The organism is Escherichia sp. E2586 (genome assembly GCF_005781105.1).
Taxonomy (GTDB): domain Bacteria; phylum Pseudomonadota; class Gammaproteobacteria; order Enterobacterales; family Enterobacteriaceae; genus Escherichia.
Window position 1 is genome coordinate 1 of record NZ_VATN01000035.1, and the last position, 13,323, is coordinate 13,323.

Below are 13,323 nucleotides of genomic sequence, written 5' to 3' on the forward strand. Positions count from 1 at the left end.
CTGTTTTCAGGGAGGAGATCACCACGACCAAGACGTTTTAGCTTCTTCACCAGGATAACATCACCGTCTTCCACTTTCATACGTAGCAGATCCAGCCCCCTCTGTCGGTAGTGGGATCTGAACAACCACCAATAGCCTGAGCAACATCTATTGCGTAGGCTTTTTTTATCAAAAATACCCTGATATTACCGATGTTTTTGGACTATAGCCCTGACGCGTATTGACTGAAAATAGTGCTATCAGAGTTCCATCAAGTTGAACGCAATACAACAACGATATTATCCAGACAGGCGCTTTATGTACGTCATCAGCACGACATAACCCGGCCTTCTGCCCCACTCCGATCTGGCGAATAACGCCCAAAGATGCTCACAACTCAACAGATAAGTGAGCCGCTACCCGCTATTTTTACCTTATTGCATCTGAAATGTTTACTTTGCCACTTGTATGTAGCATTCTTGACGAAATTCATCATTTCAGCATAAAGGCAGAAAATCATGGATACGCCTGTCCATCTGTTAAAAGTTGCGCAACGTTCAGAGAAAATGCTGTTTTCTCTTACCGAACAAATTCAGTCACAGAAAGAAGAGTTGCAGGAAAACAAGTTTTATCAGGTCTATGCCAAGGCGGCGCTTGCCCGGCTGCCCCGTCTCACGCGCGCCAGCGTGGACTACGCCGTCAACGAGATGGAAGAAAGCGGCTATGTGTTTGATAAGCGCCCCGCTGGTAGCTCCACCAAGTACGCCATGTCGATTCAGAATATTATCGACATTTACCATCACCGTGGCGTTCCTAAATATCGCGACCGCTATCCATCGGCATTCGCCGTTTTCATCGGCAACCTGAAAGGTGGCGTGTCTAAAACGGTCTCTACCGTTTCTCTGGCCCATGCGCTACGCACCCACCCTCACCTGCTTTATGAAGACTTACGCATCCTGGTGGTTGATCTCGATCCGCAGTCTTCGGCAACCATGTTCCTCAACCACACCCGGGCCATTGGCATGGTGGAGGCCACCTCCGCACAGGCCATGCTGCAAAATGTGTCGCGCGAGGAGTTACTCTCAGAATTTATCGTGCCTTCCATTGTGCCGGGCGTAGATGTACTGCCAGCCTCAATTGAAGATGCGTTTATCGCCTCACGCTGGGATGAGTTATGCGCCGAACACCTGCCGGGGCAAAATGTTCACGCTGTGCTGAAAGAGAATGTGATTGATAAACTGCGCAAGGATTACGATTTCATCTTTATCGACAGCGGCCCACACCTTGACGCGTTTCTCAAAAATGCCATCGCCTCAGCCGATCTGCTGTTAACGCCGGTTCCGCCTGCACAGGTCGATTTCCACTCGACGCTGAAATATTTAACCAGACTCCCTGAACTGGTTGAAATTATTAATGAATCCGGCATGAAGTGTAATCTACGGGGCAATATCGGCTTCATGTCAAAACTGTCAAATAAATCCGACCATAAGCTTTGCCATAGCCTGGCAAAAGAGATTTTTGGCGGCGATATGCTCGATGTCGCGTTACCGCGACTGGATGGCTTTGAGCGTTGCGGCGAGTCCTTCGACACCGTTGTCTCGGCAAACCCAGCCACCTATATCGGCAGCAGCGAAGCGTTGAAAAATGCCCGCCACGCCGCTGAAGATTTCGCCCGGGCAGTATTCGACCGCATTGAATTTATCAGAACCAACGGAGTTGTATGATGAGCGCCAAGAGAGTCACCATAGGCCGTACCTTCAAAACCCCTGCGCTGCACGAGGATGATGGCGGACCGTCTCAGGAGCAAATCTTTACTCTCTCCACTGGGCGTCATGTTACTTTTTCGTTGCGCACAATCCCGGCCAATGAGGTCGAAAAAGGAACCTATGTCATTCAGGAGATAAACGGTCGCGATCAGACCTCGCTGACCAGCGAGTCCCTGAAAGACATTACCCGCACGCTCCGCCTGCAACAGTTTTTCCCTTGCATCGGTATTGAGCGGGAAGATGGTGTGGAAATTATTGATGGTTCCCGCAGACGCGCGGCGGCAATTTTGTGCCATACCCCGCTGAAAGTACTGGTCACCACTTCAACGGTGTCTGCCGATGAGGCTCGTAAACTGGCGGCAGATATTCAGACGGCGAAAGAACATAACCTGCGTGAAGTTGGGTTACGCCTGATGGCGCTTAAGGCATCAGGGCTGAATCAGAAACAGATAGCCGCACAGGAAAAACTGTCACCGGCCAAAGTCTCCCGCGCCATGCAGGCGGCCTCCGTTCCGCAGGAGCTGGTTTCACTGTTCCCAGTGCAGTCGGAGCTTCATTTTTCCGATTACAAATTACTGGCTGCGGTAGACGAAAGTCTCGCCGAGAAAAATGTCGAACTGAGCACGCTGATCGAACAAATTTCAGAAGATATTGATCTTATTCTGAGCGAAGGTGGCCTTGCGGAAGATGAGATTAAAAATAAGCTGCTGAAGCTTATTCAGAAAAAATCGTCTTTGCTGATCTCGCTGCCTAAAAAAGAGAAAGCGAAGGTCGTTTCGCTGTGGGCTTTTGATGACAAAGACCGATACGCGCGTAAACGCGTTAATGGCCGAACAATCTCTTTTGAATTTAATCGTCTGACAAAAGAAGTTATGGACGAGTTGGAGCAGTCAATTAATGACGTACTCGCCAGACATCTTGAGTAGGTGTTTTCGCGCGGACATCATGAATGTGCGCGGTAATGGCTATTTAGCCCGACGTAGTTTCTTGCCGGATGCGGCGTAAACGCCTTATCCGGCCTACAGATTTATGTAAATGTAAGCGCTTACTTCATGTAATAACCTGATATTGCTGACAATTTCAACAAAAAATATCCCGTTAACATCAGATAATTCAACGAGCTGACGTGCAGGAAAATGAATTACCCTTCACATCAGCTATATCAGCAGTCAAATACCTGATGGTGAAACGAAATACTCAGGCATTACCTATGAATTATAATTGTGCCACAACAGAACTATTCCTGCGATGACAACAAAAAAACCGATAACGCCGAGTAACAAACTGATCGATACCTGATGACTAAACTTAATTTTTCGGTTACTGAACATAATCTCATATCCTTCCATCTTGCTTCTCCTTTTTCTGTGCTGGTTAATAGCAGGTATATATTTTACAGAGCAACATTTATCTACAATACTTTTCTGGGTGAAAAGAAAGTTTTTATCTTATTTCTTAATTATGTTTAATTTTCTTCTCGAAATTAACTTTTTTGTAGTATGCGCACTATCACATACTGACACTCAGCGTAAGAGAAAACCATCAGGATTTGGCCTTAGTTTAACGGCCAGGAGATGTTGAGAATATTGCTAAAGAGGAATGAGCAGCGGAAAAAAATAAAGCCGGTGAACGACAGCATGTATTCACCGGCCCCTTCCAATAGATCGATATAAGACAGAAGGAAATAAACTGTTATATCAATTTACTACTTTAATTACTTAAGTACTTTCACGGTATAACGGCCATCGGCCTGGCGATACGCACCATGAATATCGGTTTCAAAGCCCGGATAATGCGCGCCAATTTCACACAGCATCTGCAGGAACTCCAGTACCGGACGGCTTTCAGCGGTGATCATTTCGCCAGGCATCACCAGCGGTACACCCGGAGGATACGGCAGGATCATATTGGCGTTCACGCGACCGACCATGTCATCCAGATAAACTTCTTCCACTTCGCTATGCAGTTCTTTCTGGAATGCACGATACGGCGTTACCACCATTTCAGGCAGAACTTCGAACGCGCGATACATCAGATCCGGCAAATTATGGTGAGAAATCAGTTTATGAATATTCTGTGCCAGTTCCTGAATACGCATGTCTTCATAGAATTCAGGATCTTCCTGATACAGTGACGGCAGCATGTTTTTCACACGCAGGTTTAAATCAAAGGCGCGTTTGAACTCGGTCAGACCACGCAACAGGCTCAGAGCTTTGGTTTTATCGATACCAATGCTGAAGAGGAAGAGCAGGTTATAAGGACCGGTTTTCTCAACGATAATGCCATGCTCATCAAGGTATTTCGCCACAATGCTCGCTGGAATACCGAAATCGTCCATCGTGCCGTCTTTCGTCATACCCGGCGTCAGCAGAGTGACTTTGATCGGGTCCAGATACATATGCTCGTTGTCAATGTTCTGGAAACCATGCCAGCCGTTGTCAGAATTGAGCGGCCAGCATTCAACCTGGTCAATCTGCTCTGGCTGCCAGACATCAAAGAACCAACCTTCTGATTCACCTTTTAAGCGTTTAATCTCTTTACGGAACCTGATTGCACGATTAATAGAGCCATCAATCAGACGCTTACCGGCATTACCTTTCATCATTGCCGCAGCCGTTTCAGTCGATGCGACAATACCGTAGTGCGGTGAAGTCGTGGTGTGCATCATATAGGCTTCGCTGAACGTCTCTTCGTTGACATCCCCTTTCACATGGATCATGGATGCCTGAGAAAACGCTGCGAGCAATTTATGCGTAGACTGAGTTTCGTAAATCACTTTACCTTCAACACGACCACCGCTCATCCCGCATTTACCTTTGTAAATTGGCGAGAAATTGGTGTAAGGCACCCAGGCGGAATCAAAGTGGATGGATTTTACGTCCAGCGTTTTCTTGATGTAGTCGGTGTTGTACAGCAGGCCGTCATAAGTCGAGTTGGTAATAACAGCATGTACAGGCCAGGTGGCATTCGGAGTTTCTTGCACGCGTTTGGCGATGGTTTCATGCTGAAATTCGCTCTGCGGAATACCGCCTAAAATACCGTAAGCATTACGGGTCGGGCGGAAGTAGATCGGCGTAATATCGCTCATCATCATCAGATGGGTCAGCGATTTGTGGCAGTTACGGTCAATCAGCACAGTGCTGCCCGCCGGAGCGGAATACATACCGACGATTTTGTTAGCGGTTGACGTACCGTTGGTGACCATATAGCTGCGTTCAGCGTTGAACACGCGAGCAATATACTCTTCCGCTTCTTTGTGCGGACCAGAGTGATCCAGCAGAGATCCCAGCTCAGATACCGAGATGGAGATGTCTGATTTCATGGTGTTTGCACCAAAGAAGTCATAGAAAATGCTACCGACAGGGCTTTTCAGGAATGCCGTACCGCTCATATGACCAGGGGTACAGAATGTGTACTTACCTTCACGAACATATTTGAACAGGGCTTTGGTCAGTGGCGGCAGAATGGTATCGATATATTCGTCAGTATTTTGCTTGATTTTTAAGGCGATATCTTCTGCCGCGCCCAGCGCGTATTCGAAGAAACGCACCTGCATACGCAGCTCGTTAAGGCTGACATCCAGGGTAGAGTGAGTATTTGCAAACGCATACAGTGGCATGTACTCATTCATGGCGCTGATTTCTTCGCACAGAGCAAGATTGTACTTATCCCAGTCGAAGATCACGCCGCAAAGTTGAGCATTATTTTCAATCAGCTTCAGCAGATCTTCGCGGTCGTTTGGATAGACAACGTGGAAGCCCCGTTTTTCAAGGGCGCAATGCAATTCACGGATAGGCTCTTCTTTAAAGTAAACACCCATCTGATTCATTATCGCGATAACGTTCATATTTATATCTCCTGATAGAGCTGGCTCCTCCCGTCTCGTTGTGGGAGAACGAGAGGAACGCAGAGAAACGAAGGGAATTAGTGGGTGTCTACGCTGCTAACGTCGTCAGCAGCATGTTCGCGCTGGTGCAATTTACGACCGTAAAACATCAGGATTATCAGGCTGACGATAAATGTCCCGGTCAGCTCGAAGGACGTGGCGCCTGACAGAGCGATGAAGCAGAAGACACAACCCAGCACTGAACAAACCAGGCTGGCGCTGTTACGCAGGTTGACGCCTTCGAAACGAATCAGATCAACACAGGAGTAGAAGTAAGGAAGCATGGTTAACAGCACGGCGATCCCGGTTAGCACACCAAACAGGTCAGAAGCTTTACCACCGGTAGAGTTCATCACCGTGATCAACACCATCAGGGCTGTCATTTTCACCGCTGCAAGCAGCAGGCCTTTTTTAGGGATGTTATTACTGTCAACATCACCATAAACTTTCGGGAAGTTGCCGTCGTTTGCCGCACGGACACCCGCCTGGCCAACCAGCATCATCCAGGAACCGAGGGAAGTCAGACAGGCGAAAGCGGTAAAAGCAGAAACCACCGGTGCGGCCCAGCCGCCAAACATCGTCGCGGCGCTAACGGCGAACGGAGCACCAGAAGCAGCCATACGGTCGGCAGGGAACATCCCGGAAAGCACCTGGGTTGCGGCAATATAAACAATACCGGCCATTGCCGTGCCAAGCATGGTTGCCAGCGGAACGGTGCGTTTTGGATTCTTCACCATGCCGCTGCTCACCGCAGCAGATTCAACGCCAACGAAAGCCCACAGGCAGAGCAGAATACTGTTAATCACAGCGCGGCTGTCAGTCGTACCGGAGGTGTTCCAGTTCGCCTGGTAAGTCGCCAGATCAAACCAGTGCCAGCCAATAACAGCAGTCAGCGCGACAGGAATCAGTACCAGTATCAGGCCAATCGTCGTCAAACGACTCACCCAGGTACCGCCAAGCATGTTGACGAACGTAAAGATCCAGACGATAGCAATACAGGCAATGCCGGCTGGAATTGGGCTATTTAATACAGGGAAGAAAGTAGAAAGATAAGAGACTGCGGTAATACCAATAGCAAGGTTACCGATCCAGTTCGCATGGTAATAAAGAACACCGGTCTGGAAACCGAATGCCGGAGATATTTCCCCCGCATAAGCAATTGGACCACCTTGTTGCGGGTTTTTGGTCGCCAGGCGGGCATAAACATAGGCCAGCGACATCGCGCCAATAATAGAGATAATCCATCCCCAGATTGCAATACCACCAATGCTGGCAAGATTCGCGGGTAATAATGCAATCCCGCTGCCCATCATATTACCGGCTACCACGCCAGTACAGGCAAATAGCCCGATCTGTTTGGCAGAACTCATATTTTCAATCTCCTGGATTTAATATTCAAGGCACTAGTCAACATGTAAACAACGCTGCAGACTGGCCGACTACAGAAAAGAGTACTAATTCAGGAGAATGAAGTCCTAAAGATAAAATGAATAAACAATAAACGATATATAAATGATGTTTTTTAGAGAACCATAAAGGTTATCTGGATTATCTACGGTTATCATGAAAAGATAAATCTTGTTGAATATCAACAAATTAAAGTAACTTTCTTAAGAATAAAACCGTAGTTCATCTGACTTATGATGGATTACGTAAAATATAAATACGGTGACTGATGACATGAAAAAAACGCCTTATCATATTATTTAAGAAAAAATATGATAAGGCTTCATTTATTCTGCTGAAGAATAATTTTCAAGGTAGGGTACGATGCGGTTTAGTGATGTCTGGAATATTCCGTTTTTAATCCAGTACAGCGTGTTTTCACCAGGACGCAAATTAAATGCGGTAATATAGGCATCAGCAGCAAGACGGTTTTCGCCTTTCATTTCGTAGACTTTTCCCAGCAGGATATAGTTTAGCCAGGAGAGCTCATTTCGGATACCAAGATTAATTGCCTGATACGCCTCCTCCACGTTGCCACGATCTAACAAATCGACAGTTTTAATCTGATAGTAAATCGCTGAATCCTTGATCCCTGGGCTGTTACGAATTTTCTCCATCGAGGCATATAACGTTTTAAGCTGTTTGTCATCAAGCAACTGCTGCGTATGGCGAAAAATATCGATCAATGCTTTTTCAGCATTAACATAGGTAAATTCCGGGGACTGTTTCGCCACGTCTTCGAGGATTTCACTGGCTTTGTTTAGCGATGCAGCATCCCCCTGCATTAACAACTGATGTGCTTCAAAAAAATGTGCCAGAGACTGACTTTTAATGGGTTGATAATGGTTCATCATTTCCGTCATTTTGTCTGACCAGGATAGCGAGAGCGCCGATGATAAATTGCTCAGTAAATCATTCTGGATCGCAACCTCATTAGACCCCGTAATGAAGTAACGTTTATCCAGCATAACCTCGCCGTTCGCATGATCGACCAGGCGGACAGACATAAAACATTGCTGTGCGCGATAGTGACGTTGATTGAGAAACTCCAGCGTTAACGTTTTCCCTGAATTTCCCGAAACATGGCCACTGTAGTTTATTTTGTCATGCACCATATAATTAGAAAATGTGTTAAGCGTGGATGTCACCAGGCTTCCTAAGCCAACGGCATAAAAAAGCTGTAAATTCCAGTTATTACATGCATTTCCATTAACGAGGTGTATATCAATATCAAGTGGATTCAGCAGAAGCTGAGTATTGGTCGTCGTTAAATTAGATTTAATTGCTGTTTTTGCAACCATAAATACACAACTGAGCACGGCTAGTAAAAATATAGCCCAAACGATAACAACACGGAAATGATGATATTTACGCGGCTGATTATCCGTTAATTGAGGTGCGGTAATGGTGGGGGCATTGGTCGGTGGCGGAGTATCAGACATAATATCGGATTGTTCAGGCGTCAATTCCATTTCTTCAGCACACCATATTACCGGCGCGGTGAGTTTATATCCACGCTTGGGGATAGTAACGATATATTCATTATTTTCATCATCATCGCCATTTTTTAATGACTTGCGTAATTCAGAAATAGATTGTGTTACAACGTGGCTGGTAACGATATTACGCTTCCACACATGGTCAATCAACTCATCGCGCGTAAGCACCTCTCCGGGGTGATGAGCAAGAAAAACCAGAAGATCGATTAATCGCGGTTCGAGTGTTGTCCGCCGCCCGTTGCAGCTGATTTGATTAACATCGGGACTGACTAACCATTCGCCCACTCGAACGACAGGTTGCTGCATAAAATTAGCTCCAAAAAACGGCTTGTTATATGCAGATATTAACACCCTCTTCAATTGTTGCATCTGTTTCCATATTATTAACCATAAAATAAGTTAAATCTGTAGCAAAAATAAACCAACTTAAGATATTTAATGAGATTAACTCAGGTGTTTACCCTGGCTAATATAAAGGCATTTATATTAATCCTATATAAATAGATTAAGCCTACTACTAAAAATTAACCAGTCCAAACCAGGAGTAGTAACGAGAAAAACAGGAATAGTAATCGTAGTTATCGACAACGATGGCAGATATAACACCCTGGTAGGGTGCTATATCTGATGTGCATCGGGGATAATCAAAGATCATTAATCGGTAATTTAAAGAAGGCGATCATTTCCTGTAATTGTCTGACCTGATCATGCAGACTCAGTGCGATGGTTTCCGATTCGCCGACCAATATGCTATTACGCTGCGTCACGCTATCCATTTCAGTCAGTGCATACGCAACCTGCTGAATTCCCTTGCTCTGCTCTTCAGACGCCTGTGAGATATCATTCATAATGCTGTTGACATCATAAATGGCATCTACCATTTCATTAATCGTCTTACCCGCATTGGAAGCCAGCGCATTGCCTGTATTAACATGTTCAACGGCTGTGGTTATCAATTCATTGATTTCTTTTGCCGCACTGGCGCTGTTTTGAGCCAGATGCCGTACTTCACTGGCAACGACAGCAAATCCACGTCCATGATCTCCGGCTCTTGCCGCTTCAACAGCAGCATTAAGCGCCAGGATATATGTCTGGCGAGCGATGTCATCCACAACTTTGTTAATTTCCGATATCTTTTTAACACTTTGCTCAATAGTACGGATGGTTTCCGTAACCGCCTGCGCCGCCGTCAGCCCTTCCTGTGCCGTCGTATTTGCCGCGCTGGCAAATTCATTCGCTTTTTTTGCGTTGTCAGCATTATGCGCGACTGTCGTACTAATCTCTTCCATATTGGCAGCCGTAAGCTGTAATGCCCCCGCCTGCTCCTCTGTACGAGTTGACAGGTCGCTGTTGCCATGCGCCATTTCATCAGTACTGTCACTGATTAATTCAATTGAACTTTTAAACGTTGTAAGGATTTCGCTTAAATTGAGCCGCATAGTATCCAGTTGCTCAATAACTTCGCCAATTTCGTTTTTCTGACCGATGTCTAAGGTATGGTTAAGTTCGCCATTAGAAATTAAAGAAAAGCATTCTTTAATGTATTCAAATCGTGAGAATACTTTATTTTTTAACCATAGCCAGCCAACAACCGATAATATTATCCAAAAACCGAAAGAGAATATACTAACATAATAAGAGTCAGTTAACAGACAGTTAATAATATCCTTAGCTTCAGGCTCATCATATTTATAGACATAATCATCCAGAGCATTTTCCTGAATAACAAAATTATCGACCTCTTTTTGCACTTCACTCAGTCGACCCGAACTAAACGCCTTTTCAACATTTGCAAAAGCATTACTGACTGCCTGAGTGGATTTCGAACCAACTTTAGCATCATCAGAAATTACATTCAGATACTCATGGAAATAATTTTTAGCAGATTCCATGTTATGCATGGATTTACTATTGTCACGGTAATCCCATTCTTCAAAGACAAGTTCAAGCGCTTGCCGTGTCTTTGACAATTTATTGATCTGATCTAAACCTGTCGTTAGCCTGAAAACGTTATTCTTAATCTCAATAAAATGATATAATGTTATAATATTTGACATAGTGAAGAGCAAAACAACAAAAGAAACGGCAATAATAAAAGTTGTTTTTAGAGATAATGAGTCAGGTAAGAACCTGAGCTTCTCGCTGATTTTTGATGAAAAAATCATTATTCACCTGACCTGTAAGCATGAAAATTACTAAAGCAACATTTTAGTCAACTGATATTTCTGCTGTACGCTCAACCAATTGCATTTCTTCACTGTTAAGCAATTTTTCAATATCTACGAGAATAAGCATTCTGGAATCAAGCGTACCTAAGCCAAGCAAGTAATCCGTAGCTAATTTTGCGCCACTAAAATCAGGTGCCGGGCGAATTTGTTCGGGTGACAAGGAGAGCACATCAGAGACACCATCGACCACTATCCCAACTATTTTATTAGAAAAACTTAACACGATAACGACTGTGTTTTCATCAAATGCGACAGTGTCGAGATGAAATTTAACGCGAAAGTCAACTACAGGTACAATAACGCCGCGAAGGTTTGTCACACCGGCAATAAAATCAGGGGTATTCGCAATGCGTGTAACACGTTCATAGCCGCGAATTTCCTGAACCTTTAATATCTCGATCCCATACTCTTCTTGTCCAAGAGTAAAAATTAAATATTCATTACCGACATTTTCTTTTGCCGACTGCTTATCGTTATCTGTGAGTTTCATAATGTATTCCTTAATTGAGAACCTTGCCGGAATCCACTATTGCAGGCGTCATTGCTGTTCTGGAATAAAGCGCAGCAACATCCAGGATCATAGCTACGCTGCCGTCCCCCAGAATAGTGGCAGCAGCAATTCCCGGCACCTTACGATAGTTTTGTTCGAGATTTTTGACGACAACCTGATGCTGACCAATCAGTTGATCAACCAGTAGCGCATAACGAACGCCAGCACTTTGCACGACGACCGCAATACCTTCATTTACACTCTGTAAATCACTCTGGATACCGAAAAGATTATTCAGCTCTATGAGGGCCAGATATTCCTCTCTGACTTTCAATACCAGCTCACCGCCGGACATTCTGTTTAACGGCATTTCCAGTAACATCAGCGATTCCATCACTGCGCCAAGCGGAAGAACATAAATTTCTGACCCAACGCGTACAGACATACCGTCCAGAATTGCCAGCGTCAGAGGTAATATTATCCGGATAGTGGTTCCACGCCCCTGCTCTGAATGGATTGTCACATGGCCGCCCATATCCTGAATGTTTCGTTTCACGACATCCATACCAACACCACGACCGGAGACATCGGTAACTTTCTCTGCGGTGGAGAAACCCGCTGCAAAAATGAGCATCCAGACTTCTTCATCGCTGGGGTTATCACTAATAGCGACGCCCTGCGCATGAGCGCGATTAAGGATTTTTTCTCTGTTGAGGCCGGCGCCATCATCCACGACTTCGATAACAATATTACCGCCGTGGTGCTCTGCCGATAGCGTCAGGCTACCGGTAGCAGGTTTACCATTAGCGAGCCTGACATCAATCGGCTCAATACCGTGATCCAGACTATTACGTACCAGATGTGTAAGAGGGTCGATAATGCGTTCGATTAAACTTTTATCCAGTTCAGCAGAACCGCCCCACAGCGTCAGTTCTACCTGTTTATTTAATTTATTAGCAAGATCATGAACTAAACGCGGAAAACGGCTGAAGACATATTCCATCGGCATCATACGGATCGACATCACCGATGCCTGCAAATCCCGTGCATTACGTTCGAGTTGCGCAATACTGTTAATCAGCGAATCGTACTGAGCAGGATCCAGCCCCGCAGATAACTGTGTAAGCATGGTCTGGGTGATAATAAGTTCACCGACCTGGTTAATTATCTGATCTACTTTTTCTACGGCGACACGAATACTACCGGATTCAGTACCTTGTTTACGGGATTCGCTGGCACCACGCAGTTTTCTTGCTGGCGCAGCGCCAGTCGGGGAACTGGCTGTTGCAGAAAATCCACTATCGTTTGTTTCTCCCGCAACACCGCCTGTATCCGGACAGGTATTTTCTACAAAATCGTCATCACAAACATCAATTGTGATTTGTTCTGGTTCCAGAATAAAACATAATACCGCCAGAATATCATCCGCAGCGGTAGTGGTAAACATACGAGCCTGCAGGCTGCTTTTCTCAATTTTAAGATCCTGCAACTCGCCAAGATTTTTAAGTTCCTCAACAAGAGGTTCGAAATCCTTTTCTCCCAGATCCCTGAGGGTAATCTTTAAAATATCTTCTCCCGTTCCTGTATCTTTTTTACTTTCTTTTATCGGCTCGGACTGAGTGTTGTTATTAACAGTGCCCTCCCTGGATTCCAGGGCCATCTGTCTCAGTGCCTCGCAAATATACCGGTAGCTGTCCTCATCCGGCGAGCGGGAAGATTTATATGCATCAAGTTGATCCTGCATAATATCCTTACTTTCTAAAAAAAGATTAATGATGCCTTCATTGAGCTGGAGTTTTCCGCTGCGGGCATCATCCAGAATATTTTCCAGAATATGCGTTGTTTCCTGCAATATGGTAAAACCAAATGTCCCCGCGCCGCCTTTAATCGAATGAGCGGCTCGGAAGATAGCGTTCAGGCTTTCCTTATCAGGCGTTCGCGGATTAAGCTCAAGCAAATGCCCTTCCATATCTGCCAATAGCTCATCGGCTTCATCAAAGAAAGTCTGATAAAAATCGCTGATATCCAT

Annotated in this window: 8 protein-coding genes; 2 read left to right on the forward strand and 6 right to left on the reverse strand. The window is 45.3% G+C overall.

The window, feature by feature from the left end; translation table 11 throughout:
* The first annotated feature begins 497 nt into the window (after positions 1-497).
* Both FEK50_RS22630 and FEK50_RS22635 read left to right on the forward strand, forming a co-directional pair.
* Positions 498-1,703 (forward strand): AAA family ATPase, encoded by a 1,206-nt coding sequence (locus tag FEK50_RS22630; RefSeq protein WP_130236377.1) that lies wholly within the window; start codon positions 498-500, stop codon positions 1,701-1,703.
* Positions 1,700-2,671: a ParB family protein gene (locus FEK50_RS22635; protein ID WP_240725565.1), complete on the forward strand. Its 972-nt coding sequence runs from the start codon at positions 1,700-1,702 to the stop codon at positions 2,669-2,671. Before FEK50_RS22630 ends, FEK50_RS22635 begins: the two co-directional genes overlap by 4 nt.
* 788 nt (positions 2,672-3,459) lie before the next feature.
* Here FEK50_RS22635 and cadA read toward each other — a convergent pair.
* The 6 genes from cadA to cheA all read right to left on the reverse strand — a co-directional run bounded on the left by cadA (position 3,460) and on the right by cheA (position 13,323).
* Complete coding sequence (gene cadA / locus FEK50_RS22640; protein ID WP_130209511.1) at positions 3,460-5,592, reverse strand: lysine decarboxylase CadA; 2,133 nt, start codon at positions 5,590-5,592, stop codon at positions 3,460-3,462.
* Between the two features lie 77 nt (positions 5,593-5,669).
* Positions 5,670-7,001, reverse strand: coding sequence for a cadaverine/lysine antiporter (gene cadB, locus FEK50_RS22645; RefSeq protein WP_130236378.1), 1,332 nt, complete (start codon positions 6,999-7,001; stop codon positions 5,670-5,672).
* A 363-nt stretch (positions 7,002-7,364) separates the two neighbouring features.
* Positions 7,365-8,882, reverse strand: coding sequence for a lysine decarboxylation/transport transcriptional activator CadC (gene cadC / locus FEK50_RS22650; RefSeq protein ID WP_130236390.1), 1,518 nt, complete (start codon positions 8,880-8,882; stop codon positions 7,365-7,367).
* A gap of 338 nt (positions 8,883-9,220) precedes the next feature.
* Positions 9,221-10,741 carry a methyl-accepting chemotaxis protein gene (locus FEK50_RS22655; RefSeq protein ID WP_130236379.1) on the reverse strand — a complete coding sequence of 507 codons (1,521 nt, stop codon included), beginning with the start codon at positions 10,739-10,741 and terminating at the stop codon, positions 9,221-9,223.
* A 43-nt stretch (positions 10,742-10,784) separates the two neighbouring features.
* Positions 10,785-11,294, reverse strand: a complete 510-nt coding sequence (locus FEK50_RS22660; RefSeq protein WP_130209517.1) for a chemotaxis protein CheW — start codon at positions 11,292-11,294, stop codon at positions 10,785-10,787.
* Between the two features lie 10 nt (positions 11,295-11,304).
* Positions 11,305-13,323, reverse strand: a complete 2,019-nt coding sequence (gene cheA / locus FEK50_RS22665) for a chemotaxis protein CheA (protein WP_130209519.1) — start codon at positions 13,321-13,323, stop codon at positions 11,305-11,307.

Coding starts and splice junctions, on each gene's coding strand:
- cheA (WP_130209519.1), bottom strand. CDS start 13,323: ATGGATATCAGCGATTTTTATCAGACTTTCTTTGATGAAGCCGATGAG.
- cadB (WP_130236378.1), bottom strand. CDS start 7,001: ATGAGTTCTGCCAAACAGATCGGGCTATTTGCCTGTACTGGCGTGGTA.
- FEK50_RS22660 (WP_130209517.1), bottom strand. CDS start 11,294: ATGAAACTCACAGATAACGATAAGCAGTCGGCAAAAGAAAATGTCGGT.
- FEK50_RS22635 (WP_240725565.1), top strand. CDS start 1,700: ATGATGAGCGCCAAGAGAGTCACCATAGGCCGTACCTTCAAAACCCCT.
- cadC (WP_130236390.1), bottom strand. CDS start 8,882: ATGCAGCAACCTGTCGTTCGAGTGGGCGAATGGTTAGTCAGTCCCGAT.
- FEK50_RS22655 (WP_130236379.1), bottom strand. CDS start 10,741: ATGATTTTTTCATCAAAAATCAGCGAGAAGCTCAGGTTCTTACCTGAC.
- cadA (WP_130209511.1), bottom strand. CDS start 5,592: ATGAACGTTATCGCGATAATGAATCAGATGGGTGTTTACTTTAAAGAA.
- FEK50_RS22630 (WP_130236377.1), top strand. CDS start 498: ATGGATACGCCTGTCCATCTGTTAAAAGTTGCGCAACGTTCAGAGAAA.